The sequence below is a fragment of the Streptomyces aidingensis genome (assembly GCF_900112355.1).
In the GTDB taxonomy this organism is placed as follows: domain Bacteria; phylum Actinomycetota; class Actinomycetes; order Streptomycetales; family Streptomycetaceae; genus Streptomyces; species Streptomyces aidingensis.
In genome coordinates this window covers 118,902-135,854 of sequence record NZ_FOLM01000014.1, presented here as the reverse complement: position 1 = coordinate 135,854, position 16,953 = coordinate 118,902, and the positions used below count along the sequence as shown (strand labels likewise).

16 protein-coding genes are annotated in these 16,953 nt (G+C 74.8%); 8 read left to right on the top strand and 8 right to left on the bottom strand.

Features of this window, described 5'->3' with window-relative positions; genetic code table 11:
• The first annotated feature begins 110 nt into the window (after positions 1-110).
• Both BM242_RS22645 and BM242_RS22640 read left to right on the top strand, forming a co-directional pair.
• Positions 111-344, top strand: coding sequence for a chaplin (locus BM242_RS22645; protein ID WP_093840746.1), 234 nt, complete (start codon positions 111-113; stop codon positions 342-344).
• A gap of 148 nt (positions 345-492) precedes the next feature.
• Positions 493-1,341, top strand: coding sequence for a chaplin family protein (locus BM242_RS22640; RefSeq protein ID WP_093840745.1), 849 nt, complete (start codon positions 493-495; stop codon positions 1,339-1,341).
• Between the two features lie 110 nt (positions 1,342-1,451).
• On the opposite strand, the gene BM242_RS22635 is transcribed toward BM242_RS22640, so the two are convergent.
• Positions 1,452-1,640 carry a DUF5703 family protein gene (locus BM242_RS22635; protein ID WP_093840744.1) on the bottom strand — a complete coding sequence of 63 codons (189 nt, stop codon included), beginning with the start codon at positions 1,638-1,640 and terminating at the stop codon, positions 1,452-1,454.
• Positions 1,641-1,687: 47 nt separating this feature from the next.
• On the opposite strand from BM242_RS22635, the gene BM242_RS22630 reads away from it, so the two are divergent.
• Entirely contained in the window at positions 1,688-2,344 is a 657-nt protein-coding gene (locus BM242_RS22630; protein WP_093840743.1) for a hypothetical protein, read from the top strand.
• A 78-nt stretch (positions 2,345-2,422) separates the two neighbouring features.
• On the opposite strand, the gene BM242_RS22625 is transcribed toward BM242_RS22630, so the two are convergent.
• The gene (locus BM242_RS22625) at positions 2,423-4,543 is read right to left on the bottom strand and encodes a helix-hairpin-helix domain-containing protein (protein WP_245834406.1); all 2,121 of its coding nucleotides are present in this window, start codon (positions 4,541-4,543) and stop codon (positions 2,423-2,425) included.
• Complete coding sequence (locus BM242_RS22620) at positions 4,540-5,523, bottom strand: aldo/keto reductase (RefSeq protein WP_093840741.1); 984 nt, start codon at positions 5,521-5,523, stop codon at positions 4,540-4,542. The genes BM242_RS22625 and BM242_RS22620 overlap by 4 nt, the downstream gene beginning before the upstream one ends.
• A 76-nt stretch (positions 5,524-5,599) precedes the next feature.
• Between BM242_RS22620 and BM242_RS22615 the strand changes: the two genes are divergently transcribed.
• From BM242_RS22615 to mshC, 5 genes are all read left to right on the top strand, one after another.
• A complete protein-coding gene (locus BM242_RS22615) occupies positions 5,600-6,661 on the top strand; it encodes an LLM class F420-dependent oxidoreductase (RefSeq protein ID WP_093840740.1) in 1,062 nt (353 codons plus the stop codon).
• A gap of 70 nt (positions 6,662-6,731) precedes the next feature.
• Positions 6,732-7,448 (top strand): histidine phosphatase family protein, encoded by a 717-nt coding sequence (locus BM242_RS22610; protein WP_093840739.1) that lies wholly within the window; start codon positions 6,732-6,734, stop codon positions 7,446-7,448.
• A 107-nt stretch (positions 7,449-7,555) separates the two neighbouring features.
• On the top strand, positions 7,556-8,146 hold the full coding sequence (locus BM242_RS22605) for a DUF3090 domain-containing protein (protein ID WP_093840738.1): 591 nt from the start codon (positions 7,556-7,558) through the stop codon (positions 8,144-8,146).
• Entirely contained in the window at positions 8,110-8,985 is an 876-nt protein-coding gene (locus tag BM242_RS22600; RefSeq protein ID WP_093840737.1) for an SCO1664 family protein, read from the top strand. Before BM242_RS22605 ends, BM242_RS22600 begins: the two co-directional genes overlap by 37 nt.
• Before the next feature lie 84 nt (positions 8,986-9,069).
• Entirely contained in the window at positions 9,070-10,308 is a 1,239-nt protein-coding gene (gene mshC / locus BM242_RS22595; protein ID WP_093840736.1) for a cysteine--1-D-myo-inosityl 2-amino-2-deoxy-alpha-D-glucopyranoside ligase, read from the top strand.
• 73 nt (positions 10,309-10,381) lie between these two features.
• Here mshC and BM242_RS22590 read toward each other — a convergent pair whose 3' ends face one another.
• From BM242_RS22590 to BM242_RS22570, 5 genes are all read right to left on the bottom strand, one after another.
• On the bottom strand, positions 10,382-11,281 hold the full coding sequence (locus BM242_RS22590) for a PAC2 family protein (RefSeq protein ID WP_093840735.1): 900 nt from the start codon (positions 11,279-11,281) through the stop codon (positions 10,382-10,384).
• A gap of 172 nt (positions 11,282-11,453) precedes the next feature.
• The gene (locus BM242_RS22585) at positions 11,454-12,518 is read right to left on the bottom strand and encodes a glycoside hydrolase family 18 protein (protein ID WP_245834405.1); all 1,065 of its coding nucleotides are present in this window, start codon (positions 12,516-12,518) and stop codon (positions 11,454-11,456) included.
• A gap of 89 nt (positions 12,519-12,607) precedes the next feature.
• Complete coding sequence (locus BM242_RS22580) at positions 12,608-14,290, bottom strand: glycerol-3-phosphate dehydrogenase/oxidase (RefSeq protein WP_093840734.1); 1,683 nt, start codon at positions 14,288-14,290, stop codon at positions 12,608-12,610.
• 7 nt (positions 14,291-14,297) lie between these two features.
• Positions 14,298-15,824 (bottom strand): glycerol kinase GlpK, encoded by a 1,527-nt coding sequence (glpK, locus tag BM242_RS22575; RefSeq protein WP_093840733.1) that lies wholly within the window; start codon positions 15,822-15,824, stop codon positions 14,298-14,300.
• Positions 15,825-15,891: 67 nt separating this feature from the next.
• Positions 15,892-16,671 carry an MIP/aquaporin family protein gene (locus BM242_RS22570; protein WP_093840732.1) on the bottom strand — a complete coding sequence of 260 codons (780 nt, stop codon included), beginning with the start codon at positions 16,669-16,671 and terminating at the stop codon, positions 15,892-15,894.
• Positions 16,672-16,953: the final 282 nt, after the last annotated feature.

The following is a 16,953-nucleotide window of genomic DNA, read 5'->3' as shown; positions in this document are numbered from 1 at the left end:
GGACCTACTCAGGACGGGTGAATGCGTCCGTGGGATCGTAGCTTCATTCACGGCCCCTCGTTACTCGTGGTGCCCCCCAGCTGGGGCTGCTATGTCAACGAGGAGGAAGAATGATCAAGAAGGTTGTCGCTGCCGCGGCTGCCACCGGCGGTCTGGTGCTCGCCGGTGCGGGCGTCGCCGTTGCCGACGCGGGCGCCCAGGGGGCGGCCGTTCACTCCCCGGGTGCCATCTCGGGCAACGTGATCCAGGTCCCGATCCACCTGCCGGTGAACGTCTGCGGCAACACGATCAACATCGTCGCCCTGCTGAACCCGGCTTTCGGGAACACCTGCATCAACGCCTGATGCCGTGCCCCGTTTCTTGAGGGCTTGACGCAAGATCGCCCCGGAGTGCGTCCAAGCGCTCCGGGGCGGTCGGCGTTCCCGGCGCGCCACGCACTCCGCGCGGCGGCGCGAGCAAGACTCCTACGCAACCGATCCAAGGGAATCCACCATGCGACAGGTCACGAAAAAGGGCCTGGTCACCTTCGTCGCCGCGGGCGGCGTGCTGGCCATGACGGGGGGCGGCTCGGCCTACGCCGACGCCGAGGCGAGGGGCAGCGCCACGAACTCCCCGGGCATCCTGTCCGGCAACACGGTCCAGGCGCCGGTGCATGTGCCGGTGAACGCCTGCGGCAACACCGTCGACATCGTCGGCGCACTCAACCCGGCCTTCGGCAACACCTGTGTCAACACCTCCGACAGCGGGGACGAGGGCCAGGGCGGGCACGGCGACAGCGGCTCCGCGGCCCACGGCGAGGCCCAGGGCTCGCCCGGCGTGGCCTCCGGCAACACCGTCCAGGCGCCGGTCGACGTGCCGGTGAACGCCTGCGGGAACAGCGTGAACGTCGTGGGCGCGCTCAACCCCTCCTGGGGCAACGGGTGCGCCAACACCGGCTCCCCGGCGCACCCCGGGGAGCCGGGAGACCCGGGTGAGCCGGGAGACCCGGGGCAGCCGGGCGAGCCGGGAGACCCGGGTGAGCCCGGTCAGCCCGGGGAGCCGGGTGAGCCGGGGCAGCCGGGAGACCCGGGCGGCGAGACCCCGGGTGACGGAGGCAACGGCGGGTCCGGTGACGGCGGCGGTGACGGCTACACCGGGGACGAGAAGGGCGCCGGCGGCGCCTCCGGGGGCTCCGAGCCGGTTCCGCACCTGGGCGGCACCGAGCAGCTCGCCGGCGGCGAGCTGGCCGCCACCGGTGCCGACGGCGGCGCCCGGCTCGGCATCGCCGCTCCGGTGGCCCTGGGCCTGCTGACCGGCGGCGCCGTGCTCTACCGCCGGGCGCGGGCGGCGCAGGCGCGCTGAGCCGAGCACGACCGTTCATGGAGTGGACTCCGCAGGGGAGTCCACTCCATTGGTCTGTCGCGGTGGTCTGTCGTGGTGTGCGTCGTTCGGTATCCGCGGTGCCGCTGCGGTCACCAGGTGGCGCGCAACTGACGGATGATGCGCCGCCGCAGCCGTACCGAGCGGCTGCCGTCCGGATGCAGACGCAGCCGGTACAGCTCCCAGTGCCCGTACTCGGCATGATCGGTCAGCAGGCGGGTGGTGGCGCTGCGGGAAACCCCGCGCGGCACATGCACATCGCGAAATTCGTATTCCGGCATCGAATCTATTGTGCGCGCGGGGCCCGGTTGCGGATACCGTCTGCACCATGTCTGATGCTGTGCAGCCCACGGCTGCCGATGTGCGAGCCGCGGTCGAGGCGCTCAAGGACGCCCTCGACCGGCATCTGGCGGCCGTCGAGGGACGTGCCTCCGGCGCGGGGGGATCCGGGGCGGACGCCACCGTGTTCTCCGCGTTCAACGAGCTGGCGGCGGCCGGGGAGGTCTACGACGAGCTGCTCTACGACGTCTATGACGAGGTCACCCCGTTCGAGGTGCCCGCGACGGACGCCGCCTCCCGGTACGAGGGGCCGGAGGAGCCCGAGGCGCTGAGCGTGCTGATCCGCCGGGACTACCTGATCGCCGACCCCCGGCGGCTGACGGCCCAGGCCGAGCGGATCACCGAGCTCGACCCCGAATCGGTGGACGAGGAAGAGGCGGAAGAGGTGGGCGCCCGGCACAGCGTGCACGCCGCCATCGGAGTGCTCTTCGGCGAGTACGAGCCGGATGAGATCGCCAGCAGACACAAGGAGTTCGGCCTGGAGGAGGGGGACGCCACGACCTGGGTCGCGGCCCTGGAGGAGCGCCCGGAACCGGGCGAGTGGCTGTCCGCGCCCTTCGACACCCTCGACCCCGACCAGGTGGTGTGCCGGTTCGACGTCAGCGAGGCCTTCGACGAGGAGGACTTCGACGCCGAGGACCGCTGAGGCGGCGCCCGGCGAACGACCCGCGTGCGGAGCCCCGCCGCCCCGCACGCGGACCGTGCCGGTTCAGCCGGGACCGGCTCAGACCTCCTCCTGCCGCTGCGCGGCCTGCTGCTGCCGCAGCAGGCCGGCCAGCCGGGTGGTGCGGGCCGCGGCGGGCGGCGCGGCCACCGCGCGGGCCAGCGCCGGGCCCAGCCCCTGCACCACCGACAGATGACGTCCGGCCCGGCCGAACGCGGTGTAGACCCAGGTACGGTCCACCGAGCCCGCCGCGTCCCCGGGCAGTACGGTCACCACGGCGGGCCAGTGACCGCCCGCGGCCTGGTGGGCGGTGAGGGCCCAGCCGGGACGGACGGTGTCCGCCACCCTTGCCGGGGGCACCGTGAACCGCTCCGCGCCGCACTCCAGCAGCAGGCCGGTGTCGTCGGCCGAGACCACCGTGCCCGCCCGGCCCAGGCCGGGGGCGGGGGAGAACAGCACCCGGTCGCCCGGGTCGAAACCGCCGAACCGGCCCGGTCCGGCGTTCAGCCGCTCCTTGAGCGCCCGGTTGAGCGCCCGCGTCCCGGCCGCTCCGCCGTGGCCGGGGGTGATGACCTGGATCTGCGCCGCGGACACCCCGAAGGCCCGCGGAATGGACTCGGTGACCAGCTGCACCGTGCGGTGCACCGCCTCGCCGGCGTCCCGCACCGGGACCACCACCACCTCCCGGCCGGGCGCCGCCACCTCGGCGAGCTCGCCCGCGCCGATCCCCGAGACCAGCTCGCCCACCGGGCCGGGATCCGGGGTCCGGGAGACCACCCGCGGGCAGATCCGGGCCGCCGCCACATCGGCCAGCACCTGGCCCGCACCGGCCGCGCCCAGCACCGCGGGGTCCCCGGAGAGAATCAGCCGGCAGCCGTCCGGCAGGGCCTCCACCAGTTCGGCGGCGGCCTCGGTGTCCAGCCGGGGGGTGTCCAGCACGGCCAGCAGATCCAGCGCCGGCATGCCCTCCTCGTCCCGGCCCGGGCCTTCCCGGCCGGAGAGCAGGCCCGGCAGGGTGAGCACCGGCCCCGCGTCCTCCGTCCCGCCGTCCGTCCCGCCGCCGCGGAGGGGGTCCACGGCGGCCCAGGCCCGCAGGCCCAGAGAGCGGGCGGCCCGCACCACGGCCAGCGGCTCGGCGCGGGCGGCCTCCCCGCCGGTGTGCACCACCAGGGCGTGCTCCGCCACCGCCCGCAGCAGCTCGGCGGCGGACGGGGAAAGGGCCTGGGAGGCCGCGAGACGCTGCCAGGCGGCCAGCGGCGGCCGGGCCGGACCGCCGTCCCCCGGGGCCCCCTCCGGGTGCCCGTCCAGCCGCTGCTCCGGAGAGCTCCCGGCGGCCGGCGGCAGGAAGGTGGCGCAGAGCCGGGCCAGCCCGTCGGCCAGGGCCTCCTCGGCCACCGCGTACCGGTCCAGCCCCAGCAGCGCGGCCGGACCCAGCTCGTCCCCGTTCCCGGGGCCCCCGGGGTCCCCGGCGTCCCCGGCGTCCTGGGCGTTCCCGGCCTCGCCGTCGTCCGCGCTCCCGTCCGGCTCCTCGCCGCCCGGTCCGGCGAGCGGGTCGCGGAAGACCAGCAGGGCGCCGGACTCCACGGCGATCCGCAGCGCCTGCTCCGGATCGGGCACCGCGTGCCGGCCAAGCTCGGCCCGGACCGCCTCCGGCCGCAGCACCGTGTGCCCGGCGCGCGCGGCCCTCTCCAGCAGCCAGCCCGCCAGGGCCTGGACGCGGCGCTCGTCCCCCGGCCCGCAGCCGGGCCCGAGCAGCGCCCGGGCAAAGCCGTCCGCCTGCTCGGGGCGCACCCCGGGCACGGACAGCAGCTGCCACGGATCGGTCCGCAGCACCGCCGCCGCCTCACCGCCCAGCGCCGCGGCCACCGGCCCGGCCAGGGCGGCGGGCGCGCCCCCGGCCGCCAGCAGTTCCGCCAGTTCCCCGGGCACCGGCACGGCGGCCCGTTCCGGGACGGCCTCGGCGGCCCCGGGGGCGGCGGCCGGCCGCCGCCCCCGGCGGGGCGGCTCCGGCGCGGCGAAGAACGAGGCCGCCTCCCGCTCACCGCTCTCCACGGCCCGGACCGCGGCCCGCAGCTCGGCCAGCCGGCCCGCTCCGGTCCCGCCCGGGCGCTGCCCGCCGGCGCCGCCGGCGTCCCCGGCCCCGTCCGTGCCGCCCGTGCCGCCCGTGCCTGCCGTGCTCACAGTGCGCTCCAGTCATGATCGGGATAGCGGTGCACCGGGGCCGAGACTTCGTCCAGGGCCCGGCTGATCTCGTCAGGAAGACTAAGGTCTTCCACCGACAGCGCCTCGGCGAGCTGCTGCGCGGTGCGGCACCCCAGCAGCGGTGCCACCACGCCCGGCCGGTCCCGCACCCAGGCCAGCGCCACCTGGAGCGGGGACACCGCCAGCCCTTCGGCGGCTATCGCCACCGCGTCCGTGATCCGCTCGGCGGCCTCCCCCAGATAGGGCGCCACAAACGGCGCGAGGTGCTCGGACGCCCCGCGCGAGCCCTCCGGCCGCGCCCCGCCCCGGTACTTGCCCGTCAGCACCCCGCGGCCGAGCGGCGAGGAGGGCAGCAGCCCGATGCCCAGGTCCAGTGCGGCGGGCAGCACCTCCCGCTCCAGGCCCCGCTGGAGCAGCGAGTACTCCAGCTGGACGCCGGCCAGCCGGACCCGGGCGCCGGGCAGCGCGAGCTGCCAGGTGCCCGCCTTGGCGAGCTGCCAGCCGCAGAAGTTGGACACCCCGGCATAGCGGGCCCGGCCGCTGCGCACCGCGTCGTCCAGCGCCTGGAGGGTCTCGTCCAGCGGGGTGTGCGGGTCGTAGGCGTGCACCTGCCACAGATCCACATGGTCGGTGCCCAGCCGCTGGAGGGAGGCGTCCAGCGCGGCGGTCAGATGGGCGCGGGAGCCGTCGAAGCGCCGGTCCGGATCGGGCACGCTGCCCGCCTTGGTGGCGATCACCAGTTCCCGGCGCGGCACCATGGCCAGCAGCCGTCCCAGGAGATACTCGGAACCGCCGTCGGCATAGACATCGGCGGTGTCCACCAGGGTGCCGCCCGCCTCCCAGAAGGTCCTGAGGAGCTCCGCCGCCTCCTCCTCGCCGGTGTCCCGTCCCCAGGTGAGGGTGCCGAGGCCGAGCCGGGAGACGCGCAGGCCGGTCCGGCCGAGGTGCCTGAGATCCATGGCCGTTGAGCGTACTTCGGGCGCGCGCTAGAGTCCGGTGGACCCATACGTTACTGATCAGTAAGGGGGCGTCGGGATGCGCCTGGGAATCAATCTCGGCTACTGGGGCGCCGGCATGGACGCCGACAACCTCGCCGTGGCGCAGGAGGCGGACCGGCTGGGCTACGCGGTCTGCTGGGCGGCCGAGGCCTACGGCTCGGACGCCGCCACCGTGCTGGCCTGGGTGGCCGCGCAGACCGAGCGGATCGACGTGGGCTCGGCGATCTTCCAGATTCCGGCGCGGGCGCCGGCCATGACCGCGATGACCGCGGCCACCCTGGACACGCTCAGCGGCGGCCGGTTCCGGCTGGGCATCGGTGTCTCCGGACCGCAGGTCTCGGAGGGCTGGTACGGGGTGAAGTTCGACAAGCCGCTGGCCCGCACCCGGGAGTACGTGGAGATCGTGCGCCGGGCGATGAGCCGGGAGCGGCTGGCCTTCGAGGGCGCGCACTGGACACTGCCGCTGCCCGGTGGGCCCGGCAAGCCGCTCAGGCTGACCGTGCACCCGGTGCGCCCGCACATTCCGCTGTACATCGCGGCCATCGGGCCGAAGAATCTGGAGCAGACCGGGGAGATCGCCGACGGCGCGCTGCTGATCTTCTTCGCGCCGGAGCACGCCGAGGAGACCACGCTGGGGGCGCTGCGCACCGGGCGGGCCAGGGCGGGTGCGCCGGCCGGGCGGGAACTGGAGGGCTTCGACGTGGTGCCCACCGTGCCGCTCGCGGTCGGCGACGACATCCCTGCCCTGGCCGACCACTTCCGCCCGTACACCGCGCTGTACGTGGGCGGCATGGGCAGCCGCAAGCAGAACTTCTACAACCGGCTGGCCCGCCGGATGGGCTACGAGCGCGCCGCCGCCGAGATCCAGGACAGATACCTGGCCGGGGACAAGGCCGGCGCGGCGGCGGCGGTGCCGCACGAGCTGATCGACTCCACCACGCTGATCGGCCCGGTGGAGCGGATCGCCGACCGGATGCGGGCCTACGCCGAGGCCGGGGTGACCACCCTCAACCTGGCCCCGGCCGGCCTCACCCGCGCGGAGCGCGTCGCCTCGCTGCGCGCCGCCGTCGCCGCCATGGAACGCGCCGGCCTCGGCTGAGCGCCGCCCGCCCCGGGACCGGCCGGTCCCGGGGCGGGCCGGGTGCGGCCCGGGCCCTAGGGTGGGGGACATGCCGACGCTGCTGCTCGTCCGCCACGGGCGTACCACCGCCAACTCGACCGGCCTGCTCGCCGGACGGACCCCGGGCGTGGGGCTGGACGAGCACGGCACCGCCCAGGCGGCCCGGCTGCCCGGGCGGCTGGACGGCGTGGAGCTGGCCGCGATCGTGCACAGCCCGCTGCAGCGCTGCCGGGAGACGGTCACCCCGCTGAGCGAGTCCCGTCCCGGGGTGCCGGTCCACCCGGACGAGCGGATCGCCGAGTGCGACTACGGCGAGTGGACCGGCCGCCCGCTGTCCGAACTGGCCCGGGAACCGCTGATGCAGACCGTGCAGCGCTACCCCTCGGCCGCGGTCTTCCCCGGCGGCGAATCCATGCGCGCCATGCAGACCCGGGCGGTGGACGCGGTCCGGGAGTGGGACGGGCGGATCGCCGCCGAGCACGGGCCGGACGCCGTCTGGCTGGCCTGTTCCCACGGCGACATCATCAAGTCACTGGTGGCGGACGCGCTCGGCCTGCATCTCGACCTCTTCCAGCGGATCGGGGTGGGGCCGGGCTCGGTCACGGTGCTGCGCTACACCGCCGAGCGCCCGTTCCTGCTCCGCCTCGGCGACACCGGCGACCTGTCCGGAGTCGCCGCGGCCCGGCAGACCGCCGCGGAGGCGGCGGCGGAGGCGGCGGTGCCCGCGTCCGGACCGGGCCAGGCGGCCGTCGGCGGCGGCGCCTGACCCCCGCGCACCGGGCGCGCCCCACCGCCAGCCCGGTGCGGACAACCGGCCCCCGCGTCGCAGTAGGGTGCCAAGTGACCGCACAAGTCGATCTCACGGAGCAGCAGGTGTCCCGTCAGGTATTCCTCTACGACCCTCCGGACCGCTTCGTTGCGGGGACGGTGGGACTGCCTGGGCATCGGTCGTTCTACCTCCAGGCCACCTCCGAGGGCCGCACCACCAGCGTCGCGCTGGAGAAGGTCCAGGTGGCGGCGCTGGCCGAGCGGATCGACGAACTGCTGGACGAGGTGGTGCGGCGCTCCGGCGGCAAGACCTCGGTGCCGGCCGTGGCCCCGCCCGAACTCACCGACACCGGCCCGCTGGTGACGCCGGTGGAGGAGGAGTTCCGGGTCGGCACCATGGCCCTGGCCTGGGACGCGGACAGCGAGCGGATGCTGGTCGAGGCCCAGGCGCGAGTGGAACTGGAGGCCGAGTCCGAGGAGGAGTTCGCCGAGGCCGAGGAACGCCTGCTGCGCGACGAGGAGAACGGCCCGCCGCTGCTCCGCGTCCGGCTCACCGGCAGCCAGGCGCGGGCCTTCGCCAAGCGCGCCCTCGATGTGGTCAACGCGGGCCGGCCGCCGTGCCCGCTGTGCAGCCTGCCGCTGGATCCGGAGGGACACGTATGCCCGCGTCAGAACGGATACCGCAGGGGAGCATGACCGTCCCGGAGGTGCTCGATGTGCTCGCCCACGGCCGGCTGGGCCTGGCCGGGCGGCTGACCTCGGCCTCCAACGCGGTGTTCTACGGCCATGCCGAGGCCGGCGGCGAGCGGCTGCCCTGCGTCTGGAAGCCGGTGGCCGGGGAGCGCCCGCTGTGGGACTTCCCGGAGGGCACGCTGGCCGGGCGGGAGGTCGCCGCCTTCGAGATCTGCCGGGCCCTGGGCTGGGACTTCGTGCCGCCCACGGTGCTGCGGGAGGGCCCGCACGGCCCGGGCATGTGCCAGCAGTGGGTCGGCCCGCTCCCGGACCGCGCCGAGGAGGCCGGCACCGGCGCGGCGGACCGCGACGGCGGCGGCGCGGCGCTGCTGCGGCTGGTGGACGGCGACGAGCCCGGCCCCGGCTGGCGCGCCGTCGGCCACGCCCGGCTCGACGGCGGCCGTACCGCGCTGCTGGTGCACGCCGACGACCAGCGGCTGCGGCGGCTGGCCGCGTTCGACGCCGTGATCAACAACGGGGACCGCAAGGGCGGGCACCTGATACCGCTGCCGGACGGCCGGATGCACGCCATCGACCACGGGGTCAGCCTGCACACCGAGGACAAGCTGCGCACCCTGCTGTGGGGCTGGGCGGGCGAGCCGCTGCCCGGGGACGTGGCCGCGGCCCTGCGCGGCCTGGCCGGGCGGCTCGCCGAGGGCAGCCCGCTGTCCCTGCGGCTGGCCGAGCTGATCACCAAGCCGGAGCTGGCGGCGCTGCGCGCCCGTACCGAGGCGCTGCTGGCCGCCGGGCGGCATCCGGAACCGGGCGGGGACTGGCCGGCCATCCCCTGGCCGCCCGTCTGAGGCCGCCGCCGCGGCGGGCGGCCGGAAATGCACGCCCGGCAGGCGGCTTCGTGTAAGGGACCGTTATCCGGTTAGGCTCATGACATGCACGCCTGGCCTGCCTCCCAGGTCCCCGTCCTGCCCGGTCAGGGCCGCGACCTGAGGATCCACGACACCGCCACGGGAGAGCGGGTGACCGTGACGCCGGACCGCCCCGGCGAGCCCGCCCGGCTCTACGTCTGCGGCATCACCCCCTACGACGCCACCCATATGGGCCACGCCGCCACCTACACGGCGTTCGATCTGGTGCAGCGCGTCTGGCTGGACAACGGCCGGCAGGTGGTCTACGTGCAGAACGTCACCGACATCGACGATCCGCTGCTGGAGCGGGCCCGGGACACCGGGGAGGACTGGACCGCGCTGGCGCAGCGCGAGACCGCCCTGTTCCGGGAGGACATGACCGCGCTGCGGATGCTGCCGCCGCACCACTACATCGGCGCCGTGGAGGCCATACCGCGGATCGTGCCGCTGGTCGAGCGGCTGCGCCGGCAGGGCGCGGCATACGAACTCGACGGCGACACCTACTTCGCGGTGGGCAGCGACCGGCGCTTCGGCTGCGTCTCCGGCTACGACCAGGAGACCATGGTGCGGCTGTCCGCCGAGCGCGGCGGCGATCCGGACCGGCCGGGCAAGAAGAACCCGCTGGACCCGCTGCTGTGGCAGGCCGCCCGGCCGGGCGAGCCGTCCTGGGACGGCGCCTCGCTCGGCCCCGGCCGGCCCGGCTGGCACATCGAGTGCGTGGCCATCGCCCTGGACCACCTGGGCATGGGTTTCGATGTGCAGGGCGGCGGCTCGGACCTGATCTTCCCGCATCACGAGATGGGCGCGGCCCATGCCGAGACGCTGACCGGCCGGGATCCGTTCGCCCGCGCCTACGCGCACGCCGGGATGGTCGGCTACCAGGGGGAGAAGATGTCCAAGTCCCGGGGAAACCTGGTGCTGGTCTCGGCGCTGCGGCGGGCCGGGACCGACCCGGCCGCCGTCCGGCTGGCGCTGCTGGCCCACCACTACCGCAGTGACTGGGAGTGGACGGACCCGGTGCTGGCCGAGGCGGAGGCCCGGCTCGCGCGCTGGCGGGCCGCGGTCTCCCGCCCCGACGGGCCCGCCGCCGGGCGCCTGGTCGAGGAGATCCGGGAGGCGCTCGCCGACGACCTGGACGCCCCGGCCGCGCTGGCCGCCTTCGACCGCTGGGCCGCGGCCCAGCACGGCGCCGGCGGGGACGATCCGGGCGCGCCCGGCATCGCCGCCCGCGCCGCCGACGCCCTGCTCGGCGTGGCCCTGTGACCCCGTGACCCTGTGACCGGGCGCCGGCCGGCCGTCCCGCTCCGCCGCGGCGGAGCGGGACGGCCGGCCGCGGCTATCCCGCGGGGCCGCGGAAGTGGGGCGGGCCCTCGTCGTCCCCGCCCGGGTCGCGGCGGCGCAGATAGCGCTCGAACTCCCGGGCGATCGCCTCGCCCGAGGCCTCCGGCAGTTCCGCGGTGTCCCGCGCCTGCTCCAGGGCCTGCACATACTCGGCGACCTCGCTGTCCTCGGCGGCCAGCTGGTCGGCCCCGATCTGCCAGGCCCGCGCGTCCTCCGGCAGCTCGCCCAGCGGGATGGACAGCTCCAGCAGATCCTCCAGCCGGTGCAGCAGTGCCAGTGAGGCCTTCGGGTTCGGCGGCTGCGAGACATAGTGCGGCACCGCCGCCCACAGGCTCACCGCGGGCAGCCCGGCATGTGCGCACGCCTCCTGGAGGATGCCCACGATCCCGGTGGGGCCCTCGTATCTGGACTCCTCCAGACTCAGGGTGCGCGCCAGATCCTCGTCCGCCGTCACACTGGTGACCGGAACCGGGCGGGTGTGCGGGGTGTCGCCCAGCAGCGCGCCGAGCACCACCACCATCTCCACACCCAGCTCATGAGCGAAGCCCAGGATCTCGTTGCAGAACGAACGCCAGCGCATACTCGGTTCGATGCCGCGCACCAGCACCAGGTCGCGTGCCCGGCCCCGTCCGTGCTCCTCGCCGATGCGCACCACCGAGAGCCGGGTCGTCGGCCAGGTGACCCGGCGCACCCCGCCGTCCAGCCACACATGCGGGCGGTTCACCTGGAAGTCGTAGTAGTCCTCGGCGTCCAGCGCCGCGAACACCTCGCCCTTCCAGGTCCGTTCCAGATGCGCGACCGCGGCGGACGCGGCGTCGGCGGCATCGTTCCAGCCCTCGAACGCGGCCACCATGACCGGGTCGACCAGCTCGGGAACGCCCTCGAGCTCGATCACCCAGCGCCTCCTTCCGACCAGGCCGGACACCGGGGCCCGCCTGGCTGCTGACTGCAGTTCCGTGCGTGCCCCAGCCTACGGCGTCACCGTGCCCGGGCCGCAGTCCTCGTAAGTCCTCGTACGCCTCCGCGGCCACCCGGGCCGGCGGGGCGCGCGGGTGCCGCGGCGGTGGTCAGCCGGTGCCGCCCCAGTGGCGGCGGTAGGTGCGCCAGTCGTCGGCGGTGGCGGCGTAGTCCACATAGAGCGCCACCCCGAAGGCGGCCCGCCGCGGGTCCTCGCGGGTCAGGCCGAGCCGGACACCGCGCACCGCCGCGCGCACCGTCTCGGCCCGGTGGATCAGATCGCCGTTGTGGAAGAACGGCAGCCCCATCAGCAGTTCGGTGTCCTCGGGCGTCACCTGGAGCGCCAGTTCGGTCTGCTGGGCCACATAGCCGCCGTACAGGCTCTCCACCGGGGTCTGCCCGTCGTAGCTCATCACCGCGATCTGGTCCACCCGCCGGGCCACCTGGCCGAAGTACCGCTGCGACCACCACTTGTGCTTGCCGGTGACCGCACTCACCACGGAATCCATGCGGGGCAGCGGATCGATCTGGTGCGCGGAGACGGACAGCACGCCGCCGCGCCCGCCGACCTGAGCCGCCAGCGCGTCCAGCAGCCGCAGGTAGTCCTGGTCGCCGGAGGCGATGGCCTCCACATTGAGATGCACCCCGTCGAAGCCCAGGTCCAGCATCCGCCCGGCGGTGGCCACCACGCCGGCCCGGTCGTCCGGGTCGGCCAGCCGCAGACCCGAGGTGTCGTCGCCGTACGCCAGCCGGTTGCCTATCCACGCCTGGACCCGGACCCGGGGCAGCCGCTCGGCCATGGCGGTCAGCAGCCAGTCCGCCCGCGGGTGGCGTTCCGGCGGCAGGGTGCCGTCGTCCTCCATCGGACCGGTGTGCACATAGACATCGCGGATTCCGGTGCCCTCGATGCGCGCGGCCAGGGCCGCCAGATCGGTTTCGTCGTGGCGGCCGTCCACCCAGGCGTGGCCGAGCCAGACGGCGTCCCGGCCCCTGCTGTGCGCCTGTGCGTCGATCGGTCCGCTGTACATGCCGCGCAGGAAGACCAGCGCGGCGATCAGCGGCAGCACCACGACCAGGGCCAGCGCCCCGGCGGTCCAGCGGACCGCCGGGCCCAGCCGGCGCAGAAAGCCACCACCCGGCGAGCCCGGTGAGCCCGGTGAGAAGGGCCAGCGCATCCCAAGATCACCCCCCGTATGTCTGTCTGGAACTCTGCCATACCCGTCGGAGGACGACCATGCCCGCCCGGCGGCGGCCCGGCGGCGGCTCAGCCGGGACCGGCCGGGCGGCCGGCCAGCAGGGCCGCCGTGCGGGCCCGCACCTCCTCGCCGTCCAGGCCACGGATGGTCAGGGTGGTGCGGCGGCGCAGCACATCGTCCGGGGTGCAGGCCCATTCGGAGTCCCGGGCGTGGACCGCCTGCGCCCAGATGTCGGGGCCGTCCGGGTGGATGCGTTCGCCCAGTGCCGGGTTCTCGTCCACCAGCCGGGCCAGGCCGAAGGCGAGCGAGCCGTAGTGCCCGGCCAGATGGCGGGCGGTCGCCGGGTCCAGTCCCGGGCCGTCGGCGCCGTCGCCGGCGGCGAGCCGCCGGGCCACCGCGTCCGGGCTGGCCACGCCGGGCAGCGGCATCCGGTCCAGAAGGCGGGGGACCGGCCCGGCGTCCGCCGGGGCGGAGCCGGTGCGGGCGGCGATCCGGGCCAGTACCGCCCGGCCGATGTGCCGGTAGGTGGTCCACTTGCCGCCGGCCACCGACAGCATGCCGCCCCGGCCCTCGCTGATCACCGTCTCCCGCCGGGCCGCGGTCACCTCGCCGGGACCGCCGGGCAGCACCCGCAGCCCGGCGAAGGCGTAGGTGACCAGGGCGGGGGAGAGGTGCTCGTCGCGCACCGACAGCGACGCCTCGTCCAGGATCTGCCGGATGTCGGACTCGGTGGCCCGCACCTCGCCCGGATCGCCCTCGTAGGGTTCGTCGGTGGTGCCCAGCAGCAGATGGTCCTCCCAGGGCAGCGCGAAGGTGATCCGGTAGCGGTCCACCGGCGTGGCCATCGCCGCCCGCCAGGGCACCGTGCCGCGCAGCACCACATGGGCGCCTTTGGAGAGCCGGACGCTGGGGCCGGCGCCCGGGTCCTCCATCCGGCGCAGCCGGTCCACCCAGGGCCCGGTGGCGTTGAGCACCAGCCGGGCGGAGACGCCGAACTCGGTGCCGTCGAGCCGGTCCCGCAGGTCGGCGCCGGTGACCCGGCCGCGGGTGAGCCGCAGCCCGGTCACCTCGGCGTGGTTGAGCACCGTGGCCCCGGCCTCGGCGGCGGCCCGCACGGTCAGCACCGCCATCCGGGAGTCGTTCATCTGATGGTCGCCGTAGACCGCCACCGCGCGCAGATTCCCGGTGCGCAGGCCGGGGTTGGCCGCGGCGGCGCGGGACGGGGTGATGACCCGGCCCACGCCGTCGCCGAAGGCGGAGAGCGCGGAGTAGGCGAAGACCCCGGCGCCCAGCTTGGCGGCCCCGTGCGGGCCGCCCCGGTAGACCGGCAGATGGAAGGTGAGCGGGCGCACCAGATGGGGCGCCACGTCCCGGGCCAGCGCCCGGCGCTCCCGGTGGTTCTCGGCGACCAGCCGGACGGCGCCGGTCTGCAGATAGCGCAGCCCGCCGTGCACCAGCTTGGAGGAGGCCGAGGAGGTGGCGCCGGCGAAGTCGCCGGCCTCCGCCAGGGCCACCCGCAGGCCGGCCTGGGCGGCGTGCCAGGCGACCGAGGTGCCCAGGATGCCGCCGCCGATGACCAGCAGGTCGAAGGTGCCCCGGGACAGCAGGTCCCGGGTCCGGGCCCGTTCCTCGGCCGCCGCCGGTATCAGTGCCGTCGCAGGGGCCGTACCGGCCGCCGCGCCGGGGCCGGAGCCGCCGCGGCCGGGGGTGCCCGGCGACGGCGCGGGGGTGGGGGCGGTGGTGTGCCGCATCGGTGTCTCAGCTCTCCTCGTCGAGCCAGCCCATGGTCCGCTGCACGGCCTTGAGCCACTGCCGGTACTCGCGGTCGCGCAGCGCCGGGTCCATCCGCGGAGTCCACTCCGCGGCCCGCCGCCAGTTGGCCCGCAGCTCCTCGGTGCCGGCCCAGAAGCCGGTGGCCAGGCCGGCGGCGTAGGCGGCGCCCAGGCAGGTGGTCTCGGAGACCATGGGCCGCACCACCGGCACGTCCAGGAAGTCGGCGATGTTCTGCATCAGCAGGTTGTTGGCGGTCATCCCGCCGTCCACCTTGAGCGCGGTCAGGCCGGTGCCCGAGTCCTTGCGCATGGCGTCCACGATCTCCCGGGTCTGCCAGGCGGTGGCCTCCAGCACCGCGCGCGCCAGATGCGCCTTGGTGACATAGCGGGTCAGGCCGGCGATCACCCCGCGGGCGTCGGAGCGCCAGTAGGGGGCGAACAGCCCGGAGAAGGCGGGCACGAAGTAGGCACCGCCGTTGTCCTCCACCGACAGGGCCAGGGTCTCGATCTCGGCCGCGGTGCTGATCAGGCCCATCTGGTCGCGCATCCACTGCACCAGGGCGCCGGTGACCGCGATGGCGCCCTCCAGGGCGTAGACCGGCCGCTGGCCGCCGATCCGGTAGCCGACGGTGGTGAGCAGGCCGTGGTAGGAGCTGACCGGCTGCTCGCCGGTGTTCATCAGCAGGAAGGTGCCGGTGCCGTAGGTGGACTTGCCCTCGCCCACCGCGTAGCAGGTCTGGCCGAACAGCGCGGCCTGCTGGTCGCCGAGGGCGGAGGCGACCGGGGTGCCGGCCAGCGGGCCGTCCGCGGCGGTGCCGTAGATCTCGGCGGAGGAGCCGATCCGGGGCAGGACGGCGGCCGGCACGTCCATGGCCGCCAGGATCTCCCGGTCCCACTCCATGGTGTGCAGGTTCATCAGCATGGTGCGGGAGGCGTTGGTGACATCGGTGACGTGCTGCCCGCCGTCCGGTCCTCCGGTGAGGTTCCAGATCACCCAGGAGTCCATGGTGCCGAACAGGATCTCGCCGCGCTCGGCCCGCTCCCGCAGACCGGGCACGTTGTCCAGCAGCCAGCGCACCTTGGGGCCGGAGAAGTAGGAGGCCAGCGGCAGACCGGTCGCCCGGCGGAACCGCTCCTGGCCGGTGTCGCGGCCCAGTTCGCGGCAGAGCTGGTCGGTGCGGGTGTCCTGCCAGACGAGGGCGTTGTGCACCGGGCGGCCGGTGGCCTTCTCCCACAGCAGGGTGGTCTCCCGCTGGTTGGTGATGCCGATCGCCTTGACCTCGTCGCTGGTGATGCCGGACTTGGCCAGTGCGCCGGCCGTCACCTCCTGGACGTTGCGCCAGATCTCGGTGGCGTCGTGCTCCACCCAGCCCGGCCTGGGGAAGATCTGCCGGTGCTCCTTCTGGTCGACGGCGACGATCCGGCCGTCCCGGTCGAAGACGATGCAGCGGCTGGAGGTGGTGCCCTGGTCGATGGCGGCGATGAATTCGCGGGGGGTGTCGGGGGCGTTCATGCGGCGGCTCCTGCGGGGTGGGGTCCTCGGGCGGGCGGGTCGGAAGCGGGGCGGTCCGGGCGGGCGGTCAGAACAGCAGCCGGTGCAGACCGGCGGCCAGGGCCGCCCCGGCCAGCGGGCCGGCCACCGGGATCCAGGCGTAGCTCCAGTCGGAGCTGCCCTTGTTGGGCAGCGGCAGCAGGGCGTGCACGATGCGGGGGCCGAGGTCGCGGGCCGGGTTGATGGCGTAGCCGGTGGGTCCGCCCAGCGACATGCCCAGGCCGACCACGACCAATGCCACGATCAGCCCGCCCAGCGCGGTGACCTGGAGCTGTTCGTTGACGCCGATCCGGAGCACGGCCAGTACCAGCACGGCGGTGGCGATGATCTCGGTGGTGAGGTTCTGCACCGGCCGGCGGATCTCCGGCGCGGTGGAGAACACCCCGAGCACCGGTCCGGGCCGGTGGGTCTCCACCGGCCCGGGATGGGCGGGTTTCTCCGGCACCGCGATGATCTCCGCATCGTGCAGATGCGCCTGGAAGTGGCCGTAGTAGGCGAGCCAGGCCAGGGTGGCGCCGAGCATGGCGCCCAGCATCTGACCGGCCAGATAGGCCGGTACGTCGCCCCATTCGCCGCTGTCCAGGGCGATGCCCACGGTGACGGCCGGGTTGATGTGCGCGCCGGAGAGCGGTCCGGCGATGAACACGGCGGTCATGACCGCCAGGCCCCAGCCGAAGGCGATGACGATCCAGCCGGCGCCGTACGACTTGGACTTCCTGAGCACCACGCCGGCGACCACGCCGGCGCCCATCAGGATCAGGACGGCGGTACCGAGGATCTCGCCGAAGAAGATGTCGGAACTGGACATGGGCGGCTCCTTTGCCTTGGTCCAGGGCAGCGAGGAGGGAGCGCGCCGGGGGGCGCGATGATCAGGTCATACGATCAGTGTTCGACATTGTCGACCGACGTCCGGCAGTTTTTCTCCCCGGCGTCTTCCGCGTCAAGGGGTGTGTACGGCGCGATCCGCCCGGCGTCCGGCCGGTGACCGGCGGGCGGGGCGGTATGGGATGCCTGCTGTCTGTACCGACCTGTACCGACCTGTACCGACCTGTATCTATCTGTGTCCAGGTGTATCTGTGTGTCTGTCTGT